This is a genomic window from Nocardia sp. 852002-20019_SCH5090214 (genome assembly GCF_001665865.1).
In the GTDB taxonomy this organism is placed as follows: domain Bacteria; phylum Actinomycetota; class Actinomycetes; order Mycobacteriales; family Mycobacteriaceae; genus Nocardia; species Nocardia nova.
The window spans coordinates 1-25,790 of sequence record NZ_LZMK01000213.1 but is presented as its reverse complement, the minus strand read 5'-3'; the positions used below and the strand labels follow the sequence as shown (position 1 = coordinate 25,790).

General features: G+C 67.2%; 27 protein-coding genes and 1 riboswitch. Of the genes, 13 read left to right on the top strand and 14 right to left on the bottom strand.

Annotated elements, in window-relative coordinates:
* Window positions 1–159 precede the first annotated feature (159 nt).
* The gene (gene cobN / locus A5780_RS17130) at window positions 160–3,783 is read right to left on the bottom strand and encodes a cobaltochelatase subunit CobN (RefSeq protein ID WP_064908929.1); all 3,624 of its coding nucleotides are present in this window, start codon (window positions 3,781–3,783) and stop codon (window positions 160–162) included.
* 28 nt (window positions 3,784–3,811) lie between these two features.
* Window positions 3,812–3,919, bottom strand: a riboswitch (cobalamin riboswitch).
* Between the two features lie 135 nt (window positions 3,920–4,054).
* On the opposite strand from cobN, the gene A5780_RS17125 reads away from it, so the two are divergent.
* The 6 genes from A5780_RS17125 (at window position 4,055) to A5780_RS17100 (ending at window position 8,919) form a co-directional block, all read left to right on the top strand.
* Window positions 4,055–4,282, top strand: coding sequence for a hypothetical protein (locus tag A5780_RS17125; RefSeq protein WP_063013533.1), 228 nt, complete (start codon window positions 4,055–4,057; stop codon window positions 4,280–4,282).
* Window positions 4,283–4,286: 4 nt separating this feature from the next.
* Window positions 4,287–4,616 (top strand): hypothetical protein, encoded by a 330-nt coding sequence (locus A5780_RS17120; RefSeq protein ID WP_156769532.1) that lies wholly within the window; start codon window positions 4,287–4,289, stop codon window positions 4,614–4,616.
* Window positions 4,617–4,688: 72 nt separating this feature from the next.
* Window positions 4,689–5,882: a precorrin-3B synthase gene (cobG, locus tag A5780_RS17115; protein WP_064901211.1), complete on the top strand. Its 1,194-nt coding sequence runs from the start codon at window positions 4,689–4,691 to the stop codon at window positions 5,880–5,882.
* 149 nt (window positions 5,883–6,031) lie between these two features.
* Window positions 6,032–6,604 (top strand): hypothetical protein, encoded by a 573-nt coding sequence (locus A5780_RS17110; RefSeq protein WP_156769531.1) that lies wholly within the window; start codon window positions 6,032–6,034, stop codon window positions 6,602–6,604.
* A gap of 90 nt (window positions 6,605–6,694) precedes the next feature.
* On the top strand, window positions 6,695–7,330 hold the full coding sequence (locus A5780_RS17105) for a precorrin-8X methylmutase (RefSeq protein ID WP_063013527.1): 636 nt from the start codon (window positions 6,695–6,697) through the stop codon (window positions 7,328–7,330).
* Window positions 7,327–8,919, top strand: a complete 1,593-nt coding sequence (locus A5780_RS17100; RefSeq protein WP_064908926.1) for a precorrin-2 C(20)-methyltransferase — start codon at window positions 7,327–7,329, stop codon at window positions 8,917–8,919. Before A5780_RS17105 ends, A5780_RS17100 begins: the two co-directional genes overlap by 4 nt.
* Window positions 8,920–8,990: 71 nt before the next feature.
* Here the strand turns inward: A5780_RS17100 and A5780_RS17095 are convergent, their stop codons facing one another.
* From A5780_RS17095 to A5780_RS17080, 5 genes are all read right to left on the bottom strand, one after another.
* Window positions 8,991–9,728, bottom strand: coding sequence for a cobalt-precorrin-6A reductase (locus A5780_RS17095; protein ID WP_064908925.1), 738 nt, complete (start codon window positions 9,726–9,728; stop codon window positions 8,991–8,993).
* 19 nt (window positions 9,729–9,747) lie between these two features.
* Window positions 9,748–10,356 carry a hypothetical protein gene (locus A5780_RS17090; protein WP_030517045.1) on the bottom strand — a complete coding sequence of 203 codons (609 nt, stop codon included), beginning with the start codon at window positions 10,354–10,356 and terminating at the stop codon, window positions 9,748–9,750.
* A 313-nt stretch (window positions 10,357–10,669) separates the two neighbouring features.
* Window positions 10,670–10,819 carry a hypothetical protein gene (locus A5780_RS40060; RefSeq protein WP_156511329.1) on the bottom strand — a complete coding sequence of 50 codons (150 nt, stop codon included), beginning with the start codon at window positions 10,817–10,819 and terminating at the stop codon, window positions 10,670–10,672.
* Between the two features lie 79 nt (window positions 10,820–10,898).
* Window positions 10,899–11,213: a hypothetical protein gene (locus A5780_RS17085; protein WP_064908924.1), complete on the bottom strand. Its 315-nt coding sequence runs from the start codon at window positions 11,211–11,213 to the stop codon at window positions 10,899–10,901.
* Window positions 11,210–11,638 carry a hypothetical protein gene (locus A5780_RS17080; RefSeq protein WP_063013517.1) on the bottom strand — a complete coding sequence of 143 codons (429 nt, stop codon included), beginning with the start codon at window positions 11,636–11,638 and terminating at the stop codon, window positions 11,210–11,212. The genes A5780_RS17085 and A5780_RS17080 overlap by 4 nt, the downstream gene beginning before the upstream one ends.
* A gap of 181 nt (window positions 11,639–11,819) precedes the next feature.
* Here A5780_RS17080 and A5780_RS17075 point away from each other — a divergent pair, with 181 nt between their 5' ends.
* Window positions 11,820–12,251, top strand: a complete 432-nt coding sequence (locus tag A5780_RS17075; protein ID WP_156747544.1) for a hypothetical protein — start codon at window positions 11,820–11,822, stop codon at window positions 12,249–12,251.
* Between the two features lie 530 nt (window positions 12,252–12,781).
* Here A5780_RS17075 and A5780_RS17070 read toward each other — a convergent pair.
* Window positions 12,782–13,084 carry a YrhK family protein gene (locus A5780_RS17070; RefSeq protein ID WP_063013588.1) on the bottom strand — a complete coding sequence of 101 codons (303 nt, stop codon included), beginning with the start codon at window positions 13,082–13,084 and terminating at the stop codon, window positions 12,782–12,784.
* A gap of 437 nt (window positions 13,085–13,521) precedes the next feature.
* On the opposite strand from A5780_RS17070, the gene A5780_RS17065 reads away from it, so the two are divergent.
* Window positions 13,522–13,926 (top strand): MarR family winged helix-turn-helix transcriptional regulator, encoded by a 405-nt coding sequence (locus A5780_RS17065; protein WP_227462983.1) that lies wholly within the window; start codon window positions 13,522–13,524, stop codon window positions 13,924–13,926.
* Here A5780_RS17065 and A5780_RS17060 read toward each other — a convergent pair.
* Window positions 13,917–15,791, bottom strand: a complete 1,875-nt coding sequence (locus A5780_RS17060; RefSeq protein WP_082976522.1) for a chloride channel protein — start codon at window positions 15,789–15,791, stop codon at window positions 13,917–13,919. The genes A5780_RS17065 and A5780_RS17060 overlap by 10 nt on opposite strands.
* 73 nt (window positions 15,792–15,864) lie before the next feature.
* On the opposite strand from A5780_RS17060, the gene A5780_RS17055 reads away from it, so the two are divergent.
* Window positions 15,865–16,947, top strand: a complete 1,083-nt coding sequence (locus A5780_RS17055) for a cytochrome c oxidase assembly protein (RefSeq protein WP_064908922.1) — start codon at window positions 15,865–15,867, stop codon at window positions 16,945–16,947.
* A gap of 1,199 nt (window positions 16,948–18,146) precedes the next feature.
* Here A5780_RS17055 and A5780_RS17045 read toward each other — a convergent pair.
* Window positions 18,147–18,704, bottom strand: a complete 558-nt coding sequence (locus A5780_RS17045; RefSeq protein WP_063013509.1) for a hypothetical protein — start codon at window positions 18,702–18,704, stop codon at window positions 18,147–18,149.
* Between the two features lie 356 nt (window positions 18,705–19,060).
* Window positions 19,061–19,465, bottom strand: a complete 405-nt coding sequence (locus A5780_RS17040; protein ID WP_064908919.1) for a hypothetical protein — start codon at window positions 19,463–19,465, stop codon at window positions 19,061–19,063.
* Between the two features lie 213 nt (window positions 19,466–19,678).
* Here A5780_RS17040 and A5780_RS17035 point away from each other — a divergent pair, with 213 nt between their 5' ends.
* Window positions 19,679–21,475, top strand: a complete 1,797-nt coding sequence (locus A5780_RS17035) for a hypothetical protein (protein ID WP_156769529.1) — start codon at window positions 19,679–19,681, stop codon at window positions 21,473–21,475.
* Here A5780_RS17035 and A5780_RS43120 read toward each other — a convergent pair.
* Entirely contained in the window at window positions 21,380–22,000 is a 621-nt protein-coding gene (locus tag A5780_RS43120) for a transposase (RefSeq protein ID WP_156769528.1), read from the bottom strand. The two genes, A5780_RS17035 and A5780_RS43120, sit on opposite strands and share 96 nt — an antisense overlap.
* 175 nt (window positions 22,001–22,175) lie before the next feature.
* Between A5780_RS43120 and A5780_RS17025 the strand changes: the two genes are divergently transcribed.
* Together A5780_RS17025 and A5780_RS17020 are read left to right on the top strand one after the other, a co-directional pair.
* On the top strand, window positions 22,176–22,490 hold the full coding sequence (locus A5780_RS17025; RefSeq protein WP_156769527.1) for a hypothetical protein: 315 nt from the start codon (window positions 22,176–22,178) through the stop codon (window positions 22,488–22,490).
* 10 nt (window positions 22,491–22,500) lie between these two features.
* Entirely contained in the window at window positions 22,501–23,436 is a 936-nt protein-coding gene (locus A5780_RS17020) for an oxidoreductase (RefSeq protein ID WP_064908916.1), read from the top strand.
* Between the two features lie 43 nt (window positions 23,437–23,479).
* On the opposite strand, the gene A5780_RS41030 is transcribed toward A5780_RS17020, so the two are convergent.
* Window positions 23,480–23,779: a hypothetical protein gene (locus tag A5780_RS41030; RefSeq protein WP_197521773.1), complete on the bottom strand. Its 300-nt coding sequence runs from the start codon at window positions 23,777–23,779 to the stop codon at window positions 23,480–23,482.
* A gap of 50 nt (window positions 23,780–23,829) precedes the next feature.
* Here A5780_RS41030 and A5780_RS41025 point away from each other — a divergent pair, with 50 nt between their 5' ends.
* Window positions 23,830–24,018: a transposase gene (locus tag A5780_RS41025; protein WP_197521772.1), complete on the top strand. Its 189-nt coding sequence runs from the start codon at window positions 23,830–23,832 to the stop codon at window positions 24,016–24,018.
* A 161-nt stretch (window positions 24,019–24,179) separates the two neighbouring features.
* Here A5780_RS41025 and A5780_RS17010 read toward each other — a convergent pair whose 3' ends face one another.
* Entirely contained in the window at window positions 24,180–25,103 is a 924-nt protein-coding gene (locus A5780_RS17010; protein WP_156769526.1) for a hypothetical protein, read from the bottom strand.
* A 374-nt stretch (window positions 25,104–25,477) separates the two neighbouring features.
* Window positions 25,478–25,708: a hypothetical protein gene (locus A5780_RS40055; protein ID WP_156769525.1), complete on the bottom strand. Its 231-nt coding sequence runs from the start codon at window positions 25,706–25,708 to the stop codon at window positions 25,478–25,480.
* Window positions 25,709–25,790: the final 82 nt, after the last annotated feature.

Genomic DNA, 25,790 nt, shown 5'->3' with positions numbered 1-25,790 from the left:
GTGCCGTCCTTCTTGTAGGTGGTGAGCAGGACGTACTTCTGCTGTGCGAGTTCGTTCCAGGTCATATCCCCACGGTAGGGGCCGAACCCGCGCCCGCACATCCGCCGCGCGGCGCAGCATCCGGTGCGCCCGCCGACGTAGCGGCCGCACCGGGTCGCACTACTCGAGTTCGCCCTCGGTTTCGAGGTAGATCTGCCGCAGCCGGTCCAGTGTTTCCGGCTGCGGGGCCTCCCACAGTTTGCGTTCGGCCGCCTCGAGCAGGCGTTCGGCGATGCCGTGCAGTGCCCACGGATTGGACTCGGTCATGAACTTGCGGTTAACATCATCGAAAACGTAGCTCTCCGAGAGCTTTTCGTACATCCAGTCGGCGACGACATTGGTGGTGGCGTCGTAACCGAACAGGTAGTCGACCGTCGCGGCCATCTCGAACGCACCCTTGTAGCCGTGCCGGCGCATCGCCTCGAGCCAGCGCGGATTGACCACGCGGGAGCGGAACACCCGGGTGGTCTCCTCGGAGAGGGTGCGGGTGCGCACCGCGTCGGGACGCGTCGAATCGCCGATGTAGGCCTCGGGATTCTTGCCGGTCAGCGCCCGGACGGCGGCGACCATGCCCCCGTGGTACTGGAAGTAGTCGTCGGAATCGGCGATGTCGTGCTCACGGGTGTCGGTGTTCTTGGCCGCGACCGCGATGCGCCGGTAGGCCGCGCGCATATCGTCGGCGGCCGGCGCGCCGTCCAGGCCACGGCCGTAGGCGTAGCCGCCCCAGGTGGTGTACACCTGGGCCAGATCGTCGTCGGTGCGCCAGCTCTTGGAGTCGATCAACTGCAGCAGACCCGCGCCGTAGGTACCGGGTTTGGATCCGAAGATCCGGGTGGTGGCACGGCGCCGGTCACCGTGCTCGGCCAGATCAGAATCGGTGTGCGCGCGAACGTAATTCGATTCCGCCGGTTCGTCCAGCTCGGCGACCAGCCGGACCGCGTCGTCGAGCAGCGCCAGCACGTGCGGGAACGCGTCGCGGAAGAATCCGGAGATTCGCACGGTGACGTCGATGCGCGGGCGGCCCAGCTCGGCCAGGTCGACCACCTCCAGGCGAGTGACCCGGCGGCTCGCCTCGTCCCACACCGGCCGCACCCCCAGCAGCGCGAACACCTCGGCGATATCGTCACCGGCGGTCCGCATGGCCGAGGTGCCCCACACCGAGAGCCCGACCGATCGCGGGTAGTCGCCGTGATCGGAGCGGTAGCGCTCGAGCAGCGAATCCGCCATCGCCTGGCCGGTCTCCCAGGCCAGCCGCGACGGCACCGCCTTCGGATCCACGGAATAGAAGTTCCGCCCGGTCGGCAGCACGTTGATCAGACCGCGCAGCGGCGAACCACTCGGCCCGGCCGGGATGAATCCACCGTCCAGGGCGTGCAGGATCCGCTCGATCTCGACTCCGGTCTGCCGCAATCGGGGCACGACTTCGGTTGCGGCGAAGCGCAATACGGCCGCAAGGGTGTCCGGGGCGGCGTGTTCGTGGCGAGCCACCAGCTCCTCCACCGCCGCCGGCGACCACTCCGCGGCCTGCAGTGCGGCCAGCAGCGTCCGGGCGCGCTGCTCGACGACATCGACGCGCTCGCGCGATTCTTCCCCGGATTCGTCGAGCCCCAGCGCCTCGCGCAGCCCCGGCACCGCGACTTCCCCACCCCAGAGCTGGCGGGCGCGCAACATGGCCAGCACCAGATCCAGTTCGCCCTCGCCGGCCGGGGCCTGCCCAAGGATGTGCAGCCCGTCGCGAATCTGCACATCCTTGATCTCGCACAGCCAGCCGTCGACGTGCAGCAGCATGTCGTCGAAGGTGTCCTCGTCCGGTCGCTCCTCGAGCCCCAGGTCGTGGTCCATCTTCGCGGCCCGCATCAGGGTCCAGATCTGCTGGCGAATCGCGGGCAGCTTGGCCGGATCCAGCGCCGAGATGTTGGCGTGCTCGTCGAGCAACTGTTCCAGGCGAGCGATATCGCCGTAGGTCTCCGCGCGGGCCATAGGGGGAATGAGGTGGTCGACCAGCGTGGCGTGGGCGCGGCGCTTGGCCTGGGTGCCCTCACCGGGATCGTTTACCAGGAACGGATAGATCAGCGGCAGATCGCCGAGGGCGGCGTCGGTGCCGCAGGCCGCCGACATCCCCAGTGTCTTGCCGGGCAGCCATTCCAGATTGCCGTGTTTGCCCAGATGCACCATCGCGTCGGCGCCGAATCCGCCCTCGCCGGCCGCCGCGGACAACCACCGGTACACCGCCAGATAGTGGTGGCTGGGCGGCAGATCCGGATCGTGGTAGATCGCGACCGGATTCTCGCCGAAGCCGCGCGGCGGCTGCACCAGCAGCACGATATTGCCGAAACGCAGTGCGGCGATGACGATTTCGCCGTCCGGATCGGCGGAGCGGTCGACGAACAGTTCGCCCGGCGGCGGCCCCCACGCCTCGACGACCGCGGTGCGCAATTCCTCGGGCAGGGTGGCGAACCAGGCCGAGTACTGCCGGGCGCCGATGCGAATCGGATTGCCCTCCAACTGTTCCGCGCTCAACCAGTCCGGATCCTGACCACCGGCGGCGATCAACGCGTGGATGAGCGCATCGCCGTCGCGCTCCTCGAGCCCCGGAACCTCGCCCGGCGCGCCGAGATCGTAACCGGCCGTGCGCATCTCGGTCAGCAGCCGGATCGCGCTGATGCTGTCGGCGTATCCGACCAAGCACGCCCGCATCGGCAATGCCGTCGGCCTGGACACCCCCGCCAGCGCGATCCGGCGCTGCGCCACGGGCAGATGCCGCAGCCGCGCGTGGCGCACCGCGATGCCCGCGACCCGCGCCGCCCGTTCCGGATCGGGCACATAGGTCGACAGACCGTCGGCGTCGAACTCCTTGAACGAGAACGGCACCGTGATGATCCGACCGTCGAATTCCGGCACCGCGACCTGGGTGGCGACATCCAGCGGCGAGAGTCCGTCGTCGTTGTCCGCCCACTGGTCCCGGCCGCTGGTCAGGCACAGCCCCTGCAGGATCGGCACATCCAGGTCGGCGAGCGCGCCGATATCCCAGGCCTCGTCGTCACCGCCGGCGGCCGCGGTCGCGGGTTTGGTGCCGCCCGCGGCCAGCACGGTCACCACCAGCGCGTCCGCGCGGCGCAGCGTGTCGAGCAGATCCGGTTCGGCGTTGCGCAGCGACGCGCAGTACAGCGGCAGCGGGCGGGCGCCGGCCTGTTCCAGCGCTCGGCACAGCGCCTCCACGTAGGCCGTATTGCCGGCCAGGTGCTGGGCGCGGTAGTACAACACGGCCACCGTCGGCGCGTCGGCGAGCCGGGAATCGTTGCCGGACAACTCCTTCGGCGTGCGGTCGAGCTCACCCCAGGAGGGCAGCTGGACCGGCGGCTCGAATCCGTGACCGGTCAGCAGCACGGTGTCGGACAGGAAGTTGTGCAGCTGCCGCAAATTGCCGGGCCCGCCCGCGGCCAGATAGTTGTGCGCGTCCGCGGCCACGCCACCCGGGACCGTCGAGCACTCCATCAGTTCGGCATCGGGCGCCATTTCGCCGCCCAGGGCCACCAGCGGGATCCCCGCGGCGCGGACCGCGTCCAGCCCTTCCTCCCAGGCGCGGCGACCGCCCAGGATGCGCACCACGACCAGATCGGCGCCCTCGAGCAGTCCCGGCAGATCCTCGACCAGCAGCCGGGCCGGGTTGGCGAGCCGATAGTCGGCGCCGCTCGCGCGCGCGGACAGCAGATCGGTGTCGGACGTGGACAGCAGCAGAATCACGGTTCTCCTCGGGTGACGCGCCCATAGCGGATACGGCCGCCCGCCCGGAGGGTCTGACTGTCACAGTGGCGCGACCGCACCGGAATTGCACCGGCTTTCCTCGTATCGGCGAGCCCCCGGATGCTATCGCACTGCTGTGACCGGTATTTCCCGATCCGATCCCGCGGCGTACGCTGTGAATATGCCGAACTCACCGGGATGGAGCAGGCGGAACCGCTTTGCCGCCTGGTCGGGAATTACATGCATGATGGTTGCTGTTGCATTGCTGGCAATGGCTTTGGCCGCTGCGGCCGGGGGTCACGGCGGGCTGTTGCTCGTCGCCGCGGGCGCCTGTGCGGCGGTCGCGATCTTCGGGCTGCTGGTCTTCGAGTCCACGGTCCGCCGCGACCACGTCGAACGCCACGACACACCACATCTGTTGTCGGACAGTTACGTCGACGACCAGCTGTGGCAGGCCGTGATCCGCGCCCGGGACGAGAGCAGCCCGAAGGACCGGTGAGCCGATGCCCGCCACCCCGCCTTGGGTGCGGCGCAACCGTATGGTCGCCTGGACCAGCTACTTCTGCGTTCTGATCGGATTCGGCAGCCTGGCGATGGGACTCACCGCGGCCGCGAGCGGCCATCGCGGCTGGGCTCTCGTCTCCGGCGCGATCTGCGCCGCCGCCTTCCTCGGCGGGATGAGCCTGTTCGGCGCGACCGCCCACCACGACCGGGTCGCCCACCACGCAGGCCCCAGCCTGCTCTTCGATCCCTCCTGGCCGGCCGCCCCGCTCGAACCGTCCCGCACGTCGCACGATCCGCGACGCCGCCCGCACCTGAGGCGCGGTCACTGACACCGTGAACCGCGGACGCGCCCCGGCCTCGCCCGCGTTCGCCGCGCGCCCGGCTCGTAGGCTGGTGGCATCATGACGCGCTCCGCCCCCGACTCCTGCCCCGGTGTCCTGCGCCTGCATCAGGCCGCCGACGGTCCGCTGGCCCGGATCCGGCTGCCCGGCGGCGCGATCACCCCCGATCAACTGCGGGTGCTGGCCGCGGCGGCCGACGAGCTCGGCAACGGCAGTATCGAACTGACCTCCCGCGGCAATGTGCAATTGCGGCAGATGCACGATGCGGCGGCCCTGGCCGAGCGGCTCGAACAGGCCGAGCTGCTGCCCGCGCCCACCCACGAGCGGGTGCGCAACATCGTGGCCTCGCCGCTGTCGGGCCGGGTGGGCGGCTGGAGCGATGTGCATCCGCTGGCCGCGCGACTCGATGCGGAGCTGCGGCAGGCGCCGGAGTTGGCCGCACTGCCCGGGCGCGTGCTGTTCACCCTCGACGACGGCCGCGGCGACATCAGCGGTCTCGGCGGCGATATCGGCGTGCACGCCACCGACGAGGCCGAGTTCGCGCTGGTCCTGGCCGGGCGCGATTCGGGCGCGCGGATCGGCGCCGACCGGGCGGTGGACACGATGCTGGCGGCGGCCCACGGTTTCCAGCGGATGCGCGGCGAGCAGTGGCGGCTACGCGAGGTCGCCGACGGCCCGGCCCGGATCCTGGCCGAATTGGCTCTGGAACCGACCGCTGAACCGATGGATCTCGTTGCCCGCCAGGATATTCCGATCGGATGGCTCACCCAGGCCGACGACCGGGTCGCGCTCGGGGCGGGGGTGCCGCTGGGCGCCCTGCCCGCCCGGACCGCGGAATTCGTTGCGGCGGTGGAACATCCGATTCTGATCACCCCCTGGCGCAGCCTCGTCCTGGCCGATATGGACGAGTGGACGGCCGAACAGGTGGTGCGGGTGCTCGCGCCGATGGGCCTGATCTTCGACGCGAACTCACCGTGGCTCGCGGTGACGGCGTGCGCCGGGCGACCTGGCTGCGCGAAATCACTGACGGACGTGCGGGCCGACGCGGCCGAGGCCGTCATGTCCGGCCGCGTGCTCCCGGCCGGCGCCCCGGCGCCGGACCTGTCGGGCGTCGCGGCCGATCAGGTGGTCGTCGCCGGCCGGCAGCATTGGTCCGGCTGCGATCGGCAATGCGGGCGTCCGGCCGGGCCGGTGACCGAGGTGGTCGCCGAATCCGGCGGCTATCGCATCATCGGACCTCGCGCGGACGACTGACTTCGCTACCATCTCACCGCCGGGCGCGACTCGCTGAGGCACCTCGCCGCGACGCTCTCCCATTCCGTAGCGCCGCCGATCGGATGGTCGTGGCCGACGGCTCCTGCCGGCCCGTCCCGACAACGCCGTACTTCGCGCACACTGGATCGATGGACTCGTCCGCGGATCAGTCGCCGTCCACCGCCGGCCTGCTCTCCGATGCGCAGATCGCACAGCTCTCGCTCCCCCAGCGGCTCGAACTGGTCGCGCGGCTGCGGCCCGACCGGGTGCGGCCGCATCCGCGCCGGGTGCGCGTGGCCCGCGGACTACGGCTGTCGCTGATGGTCGGCGGTTCGGTCGCGATGATCCCGTGGCTGGTCTACCTCGGGTTCACACTGCCGCAGGACTACGACGCGAATCATTGGGCGCTGGTGTGGATCGGCTTCGACATCCTGCTGGTCGTGATGATGGCGACCACCGCCTACCTCGGCTGGCGGCGGCGGGCGCTGGTGATCCTGCCGGCCTCCGGCACCGGGGTGCTGCTGCTCGCCGACGCCTGGTTCGACACGACCACCGCCGGTCCCGACGACATCCGGGTGTCGATCGCGACGGCCGTGCTCGCCGAGGTCCCGCTCGCGGTGCTGCTGCTCACCGGGGCGCTGGCCCTGTTCCGCTATCTCGTCTTCGCCAATCCCCTGCACGGTCCGGCCGAATCGCCGTGGCGGGCGCGGTTGCCGTTCTGATGTCGCGGGGCGGCTCGATGTCGCGGGCCGGGCGGCTCCTCGCCCACGCTGCCGCTCGGGGCCCGGATTCTCACCGCTAGGGTGATGCCCATGTCCGATGTGCGTACCAGCTACCTCACCGACGGGGCCGAGATCTATCGGCGCTCGTTCGCGACGATCCGGGCCGAAGCCGATCTGGCGCGGTTCCCGGCCGATGTCGCGCAGGTGGTGGTGCGCATGATCCACGCGTGCGGACAGGTCGATCTGACCACCGATATCTCGCACACCCCGCAGGTCGTGGCGGCGGCCCGCGCCGCGCTGCGCCGCGGCGCGCCGATCCTGTGCGATGCCACCATGGTCGCCTCCGGCGTCACCCGCAAACGGCTGCCGGCCGACAACGAGGTGCTGTGCCTGCTCGCCGATCCGCGGGTACCGCAGCTGGCTCGGGAGATGGGCAATACGAGATCGGCTGCGGCACTGGAATTGTGGCGTGATCGGCTCGACGGCGCCGTGGTCGCGATCGGCAATGCCCCGACCGCGCTGTTCCATCTGCTGGACATGCTCGACGCCGGCGCACCCCGCCCCGCGGCGGTGCTCGGCATTCCGGTGGGCTTCGTCGGCGCCGCCGAATCCAAACAGGCCCTGGCCGAATACGGCGACATCGAATACCTCACCGTGCACGGCCGGCGCGGCGGCAGCGCCATCACCGCCGCCGCCCTGAACGCGATCGCGAGCGAGCAGGAATGAGTGCTCAGGACGTGGCTCCCGGGAAGTTGTGGGGCGTGGGGCTCGGACCCGGGGATCCGGAGCTGGTGACGGTGAAGGCGGCTCGCGTCATCGAATCCGCCGACGTCATCGCCTTCCACAGCGCCCGCCACGGTCGCAGCATCTCCCGCTCGATCGCGGCGCCGTACATGCGGCCGGGACAACTGGAGGAACATCTAATCTATCCGGTGACCACCGAGACCACCGACCATCCGGGCGGCTATCAGGGCGCGATCGACGAGTTCTACGAACATGCCGCCGAGCTGCTGGCCGGGCATCTGGCCGCGGGCCGCACCGTGGCGCTCCTGGCGGCCGGCGATCCGCTGTTCTACAGCTCGTACATGCATATGCACCGGCGCCTGGCCGACCGGTTCCCCGCGGAAATCATCCCGGGCATCACCTCGGTCAGTGCCGCCTCGGCCGCGCTCGGCACACCCCTGGTTGAGGGTGAGCAGGTGCTGACGGTGCTGCCCGGGACCATGCCGCCGGATCAGCTGGCCGAACGCCTCGCCGACGCCGACGCCGCGGCGATCATGAAGCTCGGCCGCACCTATCCCGCTGTGCGGCAAGCGCTGTCGAAGGCCGGGCGGCTCGATGACGCCTACTACGTGGAACGAGCCAGCACCGGACGGCAGCGGATCCTGCGCGCCGCCGACGTCTCCGACGCCGATGTGCCGTACTTCGCGATCACCGTGGTTCCCGGGCCCGCACCGACCACCGAGATACCGTTCACCACGACCGAACCCGCTGCGGCTCACGGTGATTCGGATGGATCGGACGTTCACGAGGTCGGCGAGGTCGTCGTCGTGGGACTGGGCCCCGGCTCCGCGCAATGGACCACGCCCGAGGTCACCCGCGCCCTCGCGGCGGCGACCGATATCGTCGGCTACACCACCTACGTGAATCGGGTGCCGGTCCGCCCCGGGCAGCGCCGCCATCTCAGCGACAACCGGGTCGAATCCGAACGCGCGGCCATGGCATTGGATCTCGCGAAATCCGGGGCGCGCGTGGTGGTGGTGTCCTCCGGCGATCCCGGGGTGTTCGCGATGGCCGCGGCGGTGGTCGAGGAATCGGCCGATCCGCAGTGGCGCGATGTGCCGGTTCGGGTGCTGCCCGGGGTCACCGCGGCCAGCGCCGTGGCCGCCCGCATCGGCGCGCCGCTCGGCCACGACTTCGCGATGATCTCGCTCTCGGACCGTCTCAAGCCGTGGGAGACCGTGGCACAACGGATTTCGGCGGTCGCCGCGGCTGATATGGCGATCGCGATCTACAACCCTGCCTCCACTCAGCGGCGATGGCAGGTGGGCGTCCTGCGTGAACTCGTCCTCGAGCATCGCGGCCCGGACACCCCGGTGGTCCTGGGGCGCGATGTGGGCGGGCCGGCCGAATCGGTGCATGTGACGACCCTCGCCGAGCTGAATCCGGACGAGGTCGATATGCGCACGCTGCTCATCATCGGCGCATCCACCACCGCCACGGTCGAAACCCCGCACGGAACGCGGGTATTCACCTCGAGGCGGTACGGGCAGGCCGCGCAGGACAACGCGGCGAGGGTCGCGGCCGACCGGTAAGGCCACACGGGTCGGCGTGGTCTCGCTGCTACGGTACGGCGCGGGCCGGACAGCGCGTGGTGGCGCGAGCCTCAGCCTCGCAGCGCGTTCAACCAGTCCCAGGCCGCCGCAACGGATTCCGCGCACTCGACACCGGCGGGCACGGGCGGCCGGTCGACGACTACGACCGGAATGCCGCACGTTCGTGCGGCAGTCAGCTTGGCGGCGGTGAGGTCGCCGCCGCTGTCCTTGGTCACCATCGCGGAGATGCGGTGCTCGCGCAGCAGATCGATTTCCTCCGCCACAGTGAACGGGCCGCGGGCGAGAAGCAGAAGATGATGCGGCGGAACGGGTCCGGTGGGCGGGTCGATGGCGCGGATGAGAAACCACGGCTCATCGAGTTCGGCGAAGGCGGCCACGCCCTGGCGGCCGATGGTGAGGAAGACGCGGTCGAAGTCGGCCGCGGCGCGGGCGGCGCCCGCCAGGTCCGGCACCCGCGACCACCGGTCACCGGGTTGTTCGGACCAGCCCGGCCGGCGCAGGTGCACGATCGGCACATCACCCGCTCGTGCCGCGTCGGCCGCATGCGCGGAGATGGTGCCCGCGAAGGGATGAGTGGCATCGACGACCGCCTCGATCGCGTTGTCCGCCAGCCAGTTCCGCAGCCCCTCGACGCCACCGAAGCCGCCGATGCGCACCGCACCGGCGGGCAGGACCGGTTCACGCACACGTCCGGCGAGCGAGGAGACGATGTCGAATCCTCGCTCGCCGGAGACGATTTCGGCCAGCTGCCGGGCTTCCCGGGTGCCGCCGAGAATCAGAACCTTCAGTGTCGCAGCACTTCCGGTGTCAGTTGCCGCTGAAGTAGGCGAAGGCGGAGTCGATCAGCGGCTGACCACCCGCGACCAGCAGGCCGATCACACCACCCAGCACCGCACCCGGGATCGAGCCGATGCCGATGAACAGCAGGCCGACCAGGAAGCCGATCACCGCGCCCACCGCGGCACCCAGCGAGGCGTGCTGCAACTCGGAGAAGAACCAGTCCTGACCGGAGATGTTCTTCACCGACGAGATCGGCTGCCCCTGGGGGGTCAGCGTCAGGCTGGTGCCGTCCTCGTTCACCGCGGCGGCGACGGAGGTGCCGTTGGGGCCCTTGGCCGACAGCGGATAGCTCATCACCACGGCACCCTTGTCGTTGGTCAGGGTGACCGCCGACTTGTCCGAGGTGAGGGCGAACTTGCCACCCGTCACCGTGGTGACGATCTTGTTGCCCATATCGGCGAGTTCGGTGGTGTAGCCGACACCCTGGTCCGTGCCTTGCACGGCCGGGCTCTGCTGGGTCTGCACCTGGCTCGGAGCCGGCGCGGGCGCGGCGGGCTCGGCGTAAGCGGTACCGTAGGCGATGCTCGTCGCCGCGATAGCGATCAGCGAGGTACCGACAATATTGGTGAATCTCATCTATTTCCCATCGGATCGATCACCCGACATAACGATCGGATTGCGCTGACTCGAAACATTTCCGCAGGTCAGGCGGCTGCCGACTGTGGGAATCGAGCCAGATTCGTTACTTTACCGTCACTTTTGGGATTCAGGTACTCCAACCACTGGGAGTTGTCGACGGCCTTGCGCTCGAACCCGCGCTTGTCGATGTAGTGATGCGTTGCGGTCGACGACCTTTCCGAATGGCCCAATTGTGCACTGGCCCTCGCCTTGTCCCCGCTGCGTCCGGCGACCTCGGTGGCCGCGGCGTCACGCAGGGGGCCCAGCAGAATCAATCCAGCGCGGTGCCCTCCCGCATCACAGCCAGCGCGTAGTGGGCGAGAGCGGTGTAGACAATGCGGTCGCCGCTCATGAACAGATGCTCGTCCTCGCTCGCCGGATTGCACACCCGTTTCCGCACTCTCATCTCCGCCTGAGCCATATCGGCATGACAATGCAGTAATCACTGCGCGCACCACACTTACGGCCGTCCTGCCGGAACGGCGGCATGTTGTCCCGCTTCACGATCGTCCAACAGACATGAAAGACCGCGCGCGTTCCACTGCGGGGTCGTCGAGCTCGGGCATCTCGCACCGCCGTGCGGCCGGCCCCTCGCCAAAGCGCACACCGGTACCCAGCAGCAGCAGAGAGATGGGCAGAACGTGGTCGTGCCCGCGGGGCTGAGATCCGGCGTCTCCGAAGACGTTCGGCAGTTCCGCACACTCGTCCGCGGTCAGCGCTCGTTGTCCGTTCGCGGCGGTGGTGTCCGGCGCGGGCACCCAGGTCATCGGGCACACGTCGAACAGCCCTTGCAGGGTTGGCTCCCGGAAGATCATGCCGAGGATGACGTGATGGCGATACGCCACCGACGGCGACAGATACTCGATATCGGTGATGTAGGAAGTTCGGTCTCCAGCTTTATCGCATCCTGGCAGGCGAACATTTCGAAGGTCGCGCTCATCTTGTCGGTGAGCTTCAGCTTCACCTTCTCCCGGTGCTTGCTGTTGCGACGCACGGTGCCCTTGCGTCGGTTCACCGCCCACTGTCGCTCGAACGCCTGCAGGCATTCATCGATCGTGCGGACCTGCGCCGACGTGCGGGTGTAGCTACCACCGTGCTGTTCCAGGTGCCGCAGCCAGTCGATGAGGTCGGCTTCGAGGTAGCGGACACGACCGCCTTCGATTCGAATGCACGCGAGAACTCCTGCAACCTGAGGACTACGCGGATCCGTCGGGTATGGAGTTGGCTGAAACCCATTCATACAGTGTCGGTTCGGGATGTAACCCAATCCGACGCACCCACCGAGGGCATCTTCGGGCTGACCCGCAAGTTGCACGGATGCGCCGGCGCCTACCGGCCAAAGTGGACTCGGGATGGTGTGGTCGATGGAACCTGAACCCGTGTGTCGATAGCGTGTAGGGCCTGAACTGCGAGAGGACACCATGCACGCTTCTTCCCTTGTTTCCATCCTCGCTGCCGTCGGTAGCGCGCTTCTGTTTCAGGCCACGCCGGCCTCAGCCGAGTCGCACACCGGTATGCCGACATTGACTGCACAGTTCGATGGCGGCCCGTGCGCGACGACCATCGACGCCAAGGCCAACATCTTCGATGACAGCAACCAGGTCTCCATCGGCTACCAAACCGACGACATCGCCGGCACCGGCAGCGCGGGATGCGGGTCGTCGCTGGTCGCGGTCGTCAACTGGCGCAATTTGGACAGCGGTGGGGTGGGTAGCGTGTCCCGGCACATGTTCCACAACGAGACCAACTCGATATCCTTCGCCCCCGGCCCGGGGCGGATCGCGATCGAGTTGACCACGCTCGGTACCCACTTCCCCGACGCTTCCCGCCTCGAGGTGGTCATGCACGGCTGATCGCTGCCGGAGATAAGGTGTAAATCCCGGCTGACTGCGGATCAGAAGAGTGGGAGTCCACACCGCCGCGCGCAGCACCGTTCTCGGCGGCACGAGTGTTCGATCATGCGCGGTTGCCACCGCGTCCGTGCGATCCGCGATTGGGAAACGCGGCGGCGCAGTTACAACACATTCCTGGCGACTTCGGCATCGTTTCCGAACGGCAAGTAGCCGTTCAACAGACCAGGCCACGGCGAGATTCACGGTCACACTGGATTTTCCGACACCGCCCTTGCCGAAGGCGATGGGTCGATACCAGCCCCTCTCATGCTGTGAACAAGACACCCTGGGCCGCAAGCTAATTCAGAACGTCGCCGGGGTCGGCTGCTATCGCGGGAATCAGGGTGGGCACGTCGTCGAGGAGGCAGGCGACGGTTTCGTTGGCGTCGCCCCTTGGTGTGGCCGAACAGGCCGACCGATTACGAAGCTGGTACCGCAGTCCACCGGGGGCGCGCTGCCGATCGACGGCGCTGGACGGGACCGCGCTGAACTCAATAATCATAGTCGGCGGCCCGATGTCCGGCGTCGCTGCCCAAGCGCCGCAAGTGAATTCGACGCCCGAGCCGGATGACCGGGCGGATCAGGAACTGTATCGACCCGATCAGGAACATCCAGGTGCCCGCGACCTGAGTGGGCTCGGAGAGGAACAATGCGCTGCCGATGGTGAACCACAACGCGATGAGCACGTCGTTCACGATGGATGCCGTTTCATAACGACTATCGATTACAAGCACCTCGTCGCCGATCGAAAACCGTACCGGCCGATCCGGGTGATCGTGTCGGGCCTGGCGCATGCTCCGCTCCTGTCCATCGTGGCCGCCGAGGGGCGACATCGAGAATGCGGATAGCCGCTCCAGCAGATTCGAATCCGGGTCGTACCCACTTTCTGCCGGGCTGCCTGGGCACGCCGGATCACCTCTTCGATCGCGTTGAAAAGCTGGGGCGGATAGGAGGGTCGACTGGCCGCGTACTCGGCGGCGGCCATGTTGAAAGACTGGGCACGCGATCTGGTCGTCATTTACACCATCATCGACCCAGCGGCAGGGATGACGCCGGTCGCGCCTACCGAGGACCGGACAATATGATTCGGCTATCGGCCCATATCTCACCAAAACGGGTTGAACGGATGCAGCCAAGGGAGGTGACCGTGACGAAGACCGGTGCCGACGCGGCACACGACATCGATCAGTTGACCGACGCATTGCTGACGGCCTCTCGGCTTCTGGTGGCGATGTCGGCACGGTCGATCGCGGCGGTCGACGAGACGATCACGATCCCGCAATTCCGGACGCTGGTGATCCTGTCCAGCCGGGGGCCTTCGAATGTCGCCACGCTGGCCGGTTTGCTCAATGTGCAGCCCTCCACGGCCACCCGCATGGTGGACCGCTTGGTCACCGGCGGTCTGCTGGACCGGCGGACGAATCCGAATTCGCGTCGGGAGCAGATCGTTGCACTCACCGAACGTGGACGGCATGTGGTGGACACCGCCACCGCTCACCGGCGCAACGAGATCGCCGCCGTGGCCGCCAAGATGCCCGTCGCCGACCGGGCAGGGTTGGTGCAGGCGCTGACCGCCTTCACCGCCGCTGGTGGCGAACCGCCTCCCGGTGAGGATATCGAGGGTTATCAGCTCTGACGTCCGCCCGAAACGGTGCGCGCTGCGCCGACGTCGGCGGGCCCGGACTGCACACGCGCCGCTCGTGCCCGATCGGCGGCAGACCCATCGTGCAGTGCGCCGAGTACGGCGCTGTGGGTGAGCCAGCCGATCACCGTGTCACCGACATCGTTGACGACCGGTATCCCGGTGCCCGGCTGTCCAGTCAGCGCGTCGAGAGCGGTTGCGAGCGTGGCGGTTTCGATGACCGTCGGAGGCAGCACCGCCAAGTCGGCGACTGTGGTGTCCGCCGATTCGGTGTCGGCGAGTGTTTCGGCCACCGCCGCGGCGGTGACGCAACCGCGGTATCTTCCGTCCGCCCCCACGACAGGCACCATCGAATGGGCCGATGTCCAGACGATGCGACTGACGCCCTCAACCGTGATGTCGGCCTCGACTGGTTCCGGACACGGCTCCATCACCTCCCCGACCCGGATCCGGTCGAGCCGACCGGCCGGGCCCGCGTGTGCCGCATCCAGATCCACGCCACGGCGAGTCAACTTGAGGGTGTAGATGGTCTCTTTCGATACTGCCCGGGAGATTCCGGTGGCTACGACCACGGCCAGCATGAGCGGCAGGATGATCGAATACTCACCGGTCAGCTCGAAGAGGATGATGACCGCGGTGATCGCGGCCCGCGTCGCGCCCGCGAACGCGGCGCCCATACCGATGAGTCCGTACATACCGGGCGCCGCGGTCGCGCCCGGGAACAGATGATGGACAACGACGCCGAATGCGGTGCCACCCATCGCGCCGATGAACAGCGAGGGCGCGAACACTCCACCCGAACCGCCGATCCCGATGGTAAGGCTCGTCGCGAGCATCTTCCCGGCCATCAGTACGACCAGCATCCACAGGACATAGTGACCGCCGATGGCGTTGCCCAGCACCGGATAGCCGACGCCGTACATCTGCGGTAACACCAGCAGCAGGCCCCCCAGCAGCAGGCCACCGACGGCGGGCCGCAGCCACTCCGGCCACCGCCAGACCCAGTCGCACACGTCCTCGATCCGGTACAGCACGTGCGTGAAAACGACGCCGACCAGACCGACTATCACACCGAGCAGGGCGAATGCGCCGTATTCCCAGCCGGCGCGCAGGCCGAAGGCCGGCAGGTCCAGGAATGGCTCGCTGCCGAGGGCGGCGCGACCGATCACACTCGCGGTCACACTCGACAGCACCACCGCACCAAAGGATTCGGCGGCGAAATCGCGCAGGATCAACTCCATCGCGAAGAACGGTCCGGCGATGGGCGCGTTGAACGTCGCGGCGATCCCTCCCGCCGCGCCGCAGGCCACCAGTATCCGCAAGCGCCGCTCAGAGATCCGGGTCAACCGCCCGATACTCGACCCCCATGCCGAGCCGATCTGCACGATCGGGCCCTCCCGGCCCACCGAACCGCCACCGCCGATACACAGCGCTGAGGCCAGTGCCTTCACGACGGTCACCTGCGGTGGAATCCGCCCGCCCCGCTCGGCGACGGCATACATCACCTCCGGTACGCCGTGGCCGCGGGCCTCGGGCGCGAACCGGTACACCAGCGGCCCATACACCAGCCCGGCCACCACCGGAGCCAGCACCACGAACCACGGCCCGAGGAATTCCACATGCGGATTCGATACGTGCCCGGCGGCCGAATAGTCCGCATACCCGGACAGGATCCGAGTGAAAGTCGTTATCAGCCAGCGGAAAACGATCGCACCGCCACCCGCACCCGCACCGATGACCAGCGCGAGCACCACCAAGCCGCCGCGACTTTCCCGCAGCCACTCTCGCCACGGTGTCCGCCCCGGCAACGGCAGCGACCACCACCGTCCGCCCGCTACTTCCGAGGGCCTCACACCCATCCCGACCACCCTCGAACCAGTCCACACATGCACAGTGCAACAATTGTAGAATGCTCGTATTTGGCGACCGACAGTGACCGGCATCCCCGCGCCCACGGCGGCCACGATCTTCGGTACCTGGACGTGGTCGCCTGTCGTGGACACACTCGTCGTGGCCGCCGCGGCCGGCTACCTGTTCCTGGCATGGCGAGCGGCGCGCCGAGGGCTGCGTTGGCCTCTGCTGCGCACGGTGTGCTGGCTGGCCGCACTGGTGCTGGTGATCGTGGCAGTCGACAGTGCGCTCGCGACGTACTCGCACGCGCTGTTTTCGGTGCACATGGTGGTGCACCTGCTGTTGATCATGGTCATTCCCGCGCTGCTGGTGTGGGCACAGCCGATCCGTCTCCTGCACGACGCCGCCGGCCCCGCCACCGCCGGCGGGATCGACCGGATGCGAGCGAGCCGCGCCTTCCGGATCCTGGTTTCCGCGCGGTTCACCGTGCCGCTCTACAGCGCTGTCCTGTTGCTCACCCACTTGACCGGATTCCAGCAGGCGATGTCGACGCACATGTGGATTCACGACAGCGAACTCGCGCTCTGCCTGGTCACCGGCTATCTGCTGCTGCTACCCCTCGCGGGTGACGAACTGACCGTCGAGCCCGAGTGGCCGCACGGATTACGCTTCGTCGTGCTCGCCATCTGCGTCGGACCCGACACCCTCGTCGGCGTCACCCTGATGATGTCGTCGACCGTGCTCGCCCCCGCCTATGCCGGCTCCCGCGACTGGGGTCCGAGCGCGCTGGCCGACCAGAACCTCGCCGGGATCATCATGTGGCTCGGCGGTGACGGATTGATGATGCTGATCATGATTACCGTTGCCGGACAATGGATCCGCGTCGCCGACCGCGATACCGGGCTCGGCCCCTGGCTCGACGGTATCCGCAACCGCGCCCTGCTCGGCACGACCACCATCGATGCCGATGTCGACCACGAACAAGCTGCCCTCGACGCCTACAACGCACGGTTGGCGCTTTTGAACGGCCGGCCGCCACGCACGCGCCCGAGTGCACACGGCCACAGCGTCCCTCGGACCGCTGTCGCGCCCCGACCAGAGATCGAACCAACCGCGACACCGCCGCGCAGCGACGACTCCCCCGATCGAGAGGAGCCACAATGAAGTCACTCCCATGGGGTGTCACCGCGGTGTGTGCCTGCCTGGCGCTCCCCCGCCTGCGCCGCGAATATTGCAGGCGCCCAACATGATACGAACAACGCGGCCGTGTCGCTGGATAAGCCGCGAGCGGGCGACACCGTGCCGGGTGCGCTCGCCATGTCACCGTGGTTGACCTGGAAACCCTGGCGCGACACTCGATTGCCGTACGCACAAACGATGGGGCGTCAGCCTCGCGCTGTGACAAGCGCTCCGCCTCTGCCCCACGGGGATCGCCATGTCCAGCGCGTTGACCACCAGAGTGGAGTCTCGCCGGGAGTCGATGGACCAGCGGTGGCGATACCGCGGAGGGTCTTGGTCTGTGACGACGCCGGCAATCCGCGGATGCAGGCCAAGGTCATGAGAACCGAGACCGTGCGGGAGCAGACGCGGAAACGCCGGGGGTCGGAAAGTGGTCAGAGGCTCAGCACGCTGCTTCCGAGGCCGAGAACACTGCTGCCCGCACTGAGCAGCAAGCTGATGATGCTTTGAATGTCCATATTCGATCTCTTTCCATCCGAGAAACTGGGTCAGGCTCCGAAGACGGATAATCTCCCACCGCCGCCCCCCAGCTCCGGCGAACCTTCCCATCAATGGCGAATCGCTCGGACGAGCGGTCCGTCAGGCGGGCCTATCGGGGTCCCGGGCTGGCGCGCGGCCGAACTCTTCGAAGCGCGTACCGCCGACTACTCCGATGGTCTCTACACGCTGCATCAGTTGCGTCATTCCCGGCTCACCCACGCTGCGGAGGAGGCGCATCGACTCCGATGTCGATGAAGTGGTCGGGCACACCTCGGTGCGCAGCCTGGTGAAGTGCGTGCGGGTGTCCGACGACGGATTGCGACGGTATCAGGCCATCAGCGAACCGGGCCGCGAAGCGGCGGGGTCGCTGATCGAGAGAATTCCATCCAGCACAGCGGTTTCCGCAATCGCATTCGAGTGCACTGCCTCGACGCCGAGCGTTGCGGCGATCAGGGTGCGTTCACCGGCAAATCCCTGCGGCCGAGCGGAGCGGAGCCTACGACCTTGATTTCACGCTTCTCCGCTTCACCGATCAGCTCCACGGTGGCGATCGTATCGATCGGGCACCCGGAAGGCTTGCATCGCAAGCCCGGGGCCCGGGACCGCGAGAGCCCTTGCGCCGCAGAGAGGCTCGGGGATCTTCGTCACTTGCCGCCACACTCCGGATCCTTCGGCTTCGGCCCGACAACACGACGACGTTCATTCTCCGTGTCGAGCATCTGCAGACTGTGGTTCAACGCGGCGTGGACCCGGAATTCGCTTGTCCACCATTTGGCGGACCTGATCGGCAAACCCCGCGGCCGATACTTGTCCATGATCTCGAGGTGGTACGGCAGCTTGATGAACTGTGTCAGCCCGTTGTCGTCGGCCCAGATCGAGAGCGAACCCACGTGGCGGCGGCCCGGTTGTACATATGTCATCACTCCGACCGCGCCGTCGATCTCGGCGAGTTGATCACCGAGCTTTTCCGAGGCGCGCCAGATGTCGGCGACATCCGTGAGGTGGCGCGGCGTGTACTGGGTGAGACTGACCATGAACGGCCCGCCCGAGTTCGACGCCGGGCCCCGCTTCCACCGGCTGTTGATCACGAGAGCGGACAACGATCGGCCGGAGTCACGGTGGTGAGCCCATGTTGCCCGAACCGTGCGGACCGTTCGGGAAAGGGTGGTGGCGTCGCGAACGTCGCTGTTGTAGTGGCCCATTCCGGATCCCTTCGCTCGATTCACGCGCACTTCGGCGACGTCCTGCGACCGGCAAGTACCGATTTAATACGCGCCAGCTTATCATCGCTTTGGGCAGATGATCTGTCAATGCGTACTTAGTTTGAGAAGGCTCCAGCCCCTTCGGCAAGACCGGTGGTGGTCGCCGGCAGACCCTCGACAGTGGCGGGGATCTCATGATCGCGGGGCCGGTCGACGATCCGCCACAGCTGCCGGGTCTCCTCGGCCATGCGGCCGCGAGGCTCCGATCTCGCACTCCCCCACCGGGCTGGTTGAGCCCTCGACGCTGTTTTCCGCGAGCTCACTACCAGACCCCTGTCGGAGCGTCCGCCTCTGACTCAGTGCCGATCGGCCAGCCGGACCACGAAGCGAAGACCCGACCACGTCTCATCGATAGCGCACGTCTTATTGTCGACAAGTCCTGCGGCCAAGCCGAATTCGCGCACGACCGTATCGCTGAGATCGGTAGCTACCCCACTCGACTTCTTGGGCCAGGCGACCCAGAGGCCACCCGCCTGCGTGAGGCGGGCGCACCATGTGCCGAATCCTCGATCCAGGGACCGGTAGTCAGGACAGAAGCCGACGATCACGTCATACTGCCCGCGCCCGGCGCGCCGCTGCAGACAGACCTGCTCGGGCAGCGGTTCGAGCACGAATCCGCTCGGGGCCTGGGCGAGCAGCACGCGGTTGCCGGGCCGAATGCCGAGCTTGCGGGCCAACGGGGCGCCGGAGTATCCCGCCATGCGCCCACGATACGTGCTCCGCGATCCCGAAGACGTCCTACGGCGCCGAGGAGCACCGGGCCCGGAAAGAGTTGGTTCCTCTACTTGATTCCGGTGATCGACAGTACCTCAGGGTGGCGCCGCATTCCGGGGCGACGGTTATCATGTCTCGCATGCCCCGTCGGGTCGTGATCGCTTGAGTCCTGTGAGTTGGGCCGGGAAAGCGCGGGATCGATGGCTATAGAGATTCCGCACGATGTGGCGTTGTTTCTCAACTACGCCGGTGTGCCGTATCCGGATATCAACGAGGATCAGGTCCGCGCGCTGGGGACTCATGTGCGGAATTTCGCGAACGGCGTGGCCGATGCGCACGATACCGCGACCGGTGTGATCACCGATATGAGGAACGCCTGGTCAGGGTATTCCTACCAGGAGTTGGTCGCGGCCTGGGCGCGGATGTCGAAGTCGCATATGGCTGATCTCGATACGGCGTGCCGTGTGGTGGCCGATGCCCTGGATGCGGCTGCCGTGGTGATCAAGGTGACCAAGGTCGCGGTGCTGGCCGAACTCGCCGCGCTGGCAGCCAGTTACGCCGCCGCGATGGCCGCGACGATCGTCACCGACGGTCTGTCGGTCGCGGTCGAGCAGGCGGTCGTGGCTGCCGCGCGCAAGATTTGCCAGGTGATGGAGCAGGTGCTGATCGGCTATATTTTGGTCGAGGTGCTCGGGAAGGCGATCGAGCCGCTCGAGCATGTCATCGACCGCATGGTCCGTGGGATCGTGGACGACGCCGCGGGCGAGCTGTTGGGTCCGCCGCCCGGTTCGGCCGATCAGACGCTGCACATCGAGCCCGACGAGGTCATCAACTACGCCCATGTCCTCGATGGGCTGGCCGATGACATCCTGCGGCAGGCATCGGATTTCGCGGACAAGGTCGCGGGACTGGACTTCACCTCTCCCACCTTCGACGACGGCGGGGAAGGAGGGGTGCCTGCCGTGGATCCGGGCACGGATCCTTCCAGGGGAGTGGGACCGCAGACCGGGACGAACGACCACGCACCTGCGCCGGTGGCCAATACCTCGCCGACGACCCCACTCAGCGTCACGCCCGACATGCAGGGCCCTGCCCATATCTCCTCCGGATATCCGCTCTCCCCTGGATATCCGCCCGATCACTCCGGCACGCACACGACCAAGGGACCTACTGGGGCTACTGGGCATCCGGCGCACCATGCCACCGGCCGGTTGCCGGGGCCGGATGCTGCGTCGAACACGGAAATCGGTGGTGTGCAACCGAATCCGGAAATCAGCGCCACCACCTCGGGCGCTGATGGTGGTCATGCGGTAGCGGGTCCCGATGGTGGGGCGCCGAGTCCCGGGCATGCCGCGGCGGGGACGAGTTCCGAACCACCGGTGGCAAGGGACGACTCCGGCGTCACTGCCCATCACGACCCCCGCGGTACGCCCGTACGCTACGGCCCGCAGATTCCGGTGTCCGACCCGGAATCATCGTGGAGCCCAGACCAGGAACGCCCTTCCTCGGCGATGGGGCAGGATCGGGCGAACAACTTCCTCGAGGTGGCAGGCGATGCCGATGACCCGTCGCCGCCGAGCCGGTCGAACCCCGGGGGGCGTGCCGTCCGGGGATCCAACCAGCACGTCACACCATGGCGAAAGCGCGCTCGCCGCAAGGCGGTTGGCAAGAAGCCCACCCCGAAGGCTGCCCCCTCCGGAACGCCGTGGTCCGCCCGCGGTGTCCCGCCGAAATCCGAGCCCACGGTGTTCGCCCGGCCGGATGCGCGACCGGCGCCCTGGCGGACCGACCGGCCCGCCGAGACTGCGGATACAGCCGATGCAGCACACGCCCCGGACTCCGAGCATTCCTCCGCGCAGGCCTCGGAGAAGAAGACCGGCGACGCTACGCGAAAGCCCGAATCAGCGTCGGAGCGCCGAGGCGCCACCGTTGTAGCGCCCTCGGTCGCCGCCGATAACCGTCCCGAACCGAACACCGAAACCCTGTCCCGGTCTTGATGATCCGCTGAAACTGCAGGCGCGCCTGCCAGCGTTGTCCGCCCAGGCGTTACCGATACAGCCTGGACGTGTGGCGGTCCCGAATCCGTGCGGGCCCTTGCGCGATTTGAATGTCATGTGGCTGCAGGACATCTCGACGAGGTCGTGTCTCCCGATGATGTGAGCCATTCGACGATGAGAGCCAGTGTGAATCCGGCGCGGTAGGTCAGGGCGAGCTTGTCGTAGCGAGTCGCGACTGCGCGCCAGTGTTCGGCCTTGTCGAACGCGCGCTCGACCACGTTGCGTCGTGTGTATTCGACCTTGTCGAAGCCTGGCGGCCATCCCACCGAGGCGTCCGCGCCCTTTCCGGTTGGCGACCTGGTCGGATCGTTGGGGTATGACGCTGCGGATCCGTTTGCGCCGCAGCAGGTCCCGGTTCGAAGCTGCCGAGTACGCCTTGTCCGCGATGACCGGGTCGGGATTACGCCGAGGTGGGACACCGGCGAGCCGGGGCACCGCCACCTGCTCGAGCACTGCGGGCAACATCGCCCGAGTCCGCGGCTTGGCCAGGCGTGATCAGCACGGCCGGGCCGCGGGGCGGGCTGACCACCGAGGCCTACGTGGCCACCGACGGCAACGCCCCGCGAACGGCCCACCCCGTGGCCGGCCCGGTACATAAATCGCACTCCGGGCCGGCGGTGCGGGCCCCGGCGGCGTGCTGATGCGCGCGCACGATCGGGACGAACTGATCGACATCGTGGCCAACGATCGCATCGGGGTCGCTATTGTTCGCCATCACCTCGAACGTGACGGCGAGAAGCTGAGCTACGTCCTGGCCCAGGTGTACCGTATCGACAACGGAAAGCTCGTCGAGTATTGGGAGTATCCGGAGCCCGGCCTTTTACCACGCGTGGCGATGAGGTCGACTCAGATCTGTTGGGCAGCACTGCGATTCGCAGGGTCGGCCGACTCCGACTCCGGATACCTGACCAACCGCTACGACCCTACTGGAGAAGTATCCGGTCCCCCGACGTGAGCGAGGTGAAATGAAAATGAACCGGCGTCAGCGTTGGACGGCTGACGCGATACCGGATCAATCGGGGCGCACTGTCGTTGTAACAGGCGCTAATTCGGGTATTGGGTACGAGATCGCCGCTGCTCTTGCGCGTCGCGGAGCCCGCACGGTGCTCGCCGTGCGAGACATCGGCGCGGGAACCGAAGCTGCCGCCAGAATCGCCGACTCTCAACCCGGCGCTACCGTCAGGGTGCAGCAGCTCGATCTCGCATCCATGCGATCTGTCAGATCCGCGGCCGCCGAACTGCGCGCAAGCTACCCCCGCATTGACCTGTTGATCAACAACGCGGGGCTGGTCGCGTTTACGAAGGAATCCACCGAGGACGGCTTCGAACTCCACTTCGGCGTGTGTCACCTCGGACACTTCGCGCTGACAGGCTTGCTCTTGGACATGCTAATGAACACACCCGGAGCCCGAATCGTGACCGTGAGCAGTTTCGGCCACCGCATGGCTGGTGACGGCATCGACTTCGCCGACCCACACTGGCAACGGCGTCCCTACAAGTGGGTACACGCCTGCGGCCAGGCCAAGCTCGCCAACCTGCTCTTCACATACGAACTCCAACGTCGGCTGGCTGCGGCCTCAGGTACGAACGCCATCGCCGTGGCAGCGCACCCGGGCACGACGAAGACACAACTCGTCAGGGACGCCCCGATATCCATACGGCTGCAGAACAGACTGCTCGGCGGTTTGCGTCAAGGCGCTGCGATGGGAGCACTGCCGATATTGCGCGCCGCAACGGATCCCGCAGTTGTAGGCGGCCAATACTTCGGTCCCGGAGGACTGGGCGAACTACGAGGCCATCCCCGGATCGTCAGCTCGTCTGCCACCTCCCGCAATGCCCTGCTTCAGCGCAGATTATGGGAGATGTCCGAGGACCTCACCGGTGTTCGGTATCCCGTATGACCACCGACGAAGCAGTATCTGAAGTCTTTCGGGGGACGGAAGTTCACATGTCGATGGAGAACCACCAACCGCAAGTGGTGTCTGAACCCGCAGCGCCACATCGGCTCTCGAAGCGGTACATCGGGCCGTCGTTCCGATCATCGCTTCCGCCCACAATGACACGCTGTTCGTCGCTCGCCGCTGTGTCGACGCCCATGCCGGCGTCGTTATCGACCCGACAGGCGGTGCCCCGGCTCGCCGGTGGCCCACCTCGGCGTAATCCCGACACGGTCGTCGCGGACAAGGCGTAATCGGCAGCTTCGAACCGGGACCTGCTGCGGCGCAAACGGATCCGCAGCGTCATACCCCAACGATCCGACCAGGTCGCCAACCGGAAAGGGCGCGGACGCCTCGGTGGGATGGCCGCCAGGCTTCGACAAGGTCGAATACACACGACGCAACGTGGTCGAGCGCGCGTTCGACAAGGCCGAACACTGGCGCGCAGTCGCGACTCGCTACGACAAGCTCGCCCTGACCTACCGCGCCGGATTCACACCGGCTCTCATCGTCGAATGGCTCACATCATCGGGAGACACGATCTAGTTGTGGTAGCAGGTATTCCAGGCACTTTCGGCGGTGGCGTCGGTCGTTGGGCGTCCTGCTCGTGGTGGACGATGCGGGCCCGACGAATTTTCGTCGGCTCGACGCCGACGAAAACCCTGCCCGCCCACTCCGCCCCACAACCGGAACGAACCTGCCGCCACTCACCACGGACCGCGCCCGAAAATGATCTCGAAAGGTACAGTCGGGTCGTAGCAGGGCTCCCCCTTGTAACGCAGGGCGTACATCCCTTTCGTCAACTCATCGACCGTCGTGATCTGCACCGAATCCGTGACCTGGGAAAAGGACTTGGTGACTTCATCCCACGTCAGCGGATGTTTCGGCAGGTACCAGGACGAATAGAGCTCCGGAGACCCATCCGCTCCCGTACGTCCGGTTGCCACGGTGACATGTTCGGCATTCGCGTTCCACATCACAATGTCGCCCCGCTCCGGCACCGGGCCACCGGGCGCGCCGGTATATGTGCGCCGGCCCTCAGGAATCAGCCAGTCCCCCATCCGCTGCAGCCACATGTCGAGATGGTCACCATTCCAGGTGCCGTCGGGACGTCGCCGCAGTTCGATCAATTCGCGTAGTCGATGTTTGTCCAAGACGCCCGCTCGTGTCGCAGCGTAAGTGACCATCTCCCAGCAGTTCAGGCCGTAATGCTCGCTCAGCGGCGCCAACGGGCCCTCGGTCTTCAACCACATTTCGAGCGAACGGTGGCCTTGCTGGAATAGCTTGGGGTCGTAATTGGCCCACCGTGATCTGTCTCCGGCCCGGTAGATTCGCTCGAGCTCGTCGGCCACCCGCGCGGGGCCGTTCTCGACCCGACGCACCGAGAGTTGGTGCCACCTGCCCGGGTAGATCCCCGAGTAGTGCGAAGACGCCTTGCGGTGGTCGGCGACGGTACTGCGAACGGCCGATGCAACGTCACTGTCTGCATTTTCAAGCACGCCCTTGGTGCTCCGCATCCTGCGAGCGATTGCCTCCGTATCCCGAGAGAGGATGCGCGCAACATCATCGACAGAGGCACCCACGCGACGCAGAACCTGCACCATGGCGGCGGCAGAGTTGATCTCGACCACGCTCACGAGCATACGAAAGCGCAGATCGAACCCCCACCGGTGAACACGATTGCGGGCCCGGCCGCCGATCAGCGCTGGGTGCAGGGCCGCCTTCGCCCCACTTTGTTGCACCTAGAGCGTGAACCCTTGAGGGGAGGTGGCGGCGGGCGGTACTGCCCTCACCTCGCTCGGGTCGCTACGCGATGCGACCCGAGCGCGGTGCGAGTACCTCGCGCGGGAGAACGATATCGGTCGCCGACACCCCACACATATGACTGTGGTCCCAGCCCACACACTTACGGAAACCATTCGTCTGCGGGGTTCGTCGTGGCCAGCTCCATGCCACGCCAATCCGCAGGGCAACCGTCCCGAGGGAGGTGAACGCAAGTACATACTCAGGCCCCCTCCGCCGCCGCGCGCTGGCTATCCGATGCGTAGACGTGGTGTTCGAGGTCCACCGCGACGGTCAGTTCGGCGCGGTGCCGGCACAGTCGAGGATGTCCGTCGCCGAGTTCGCCCATCAGATCCGCCAGCGCGTCGGCGACGGCGTTGAGTTGTGCTGCGCCGTCACTTCGCGTGCTACCGGAACCTCGATGGTCACGTCTTTTCCCTGTCGACGGTGGCATCGAGTGCAGTGGCACCCTCGCCAGGCTTCGGCAGGGTGGCCGTAAGGCCGGCCAGCAGGATGTCGAGCCCGCGTTCCAACTC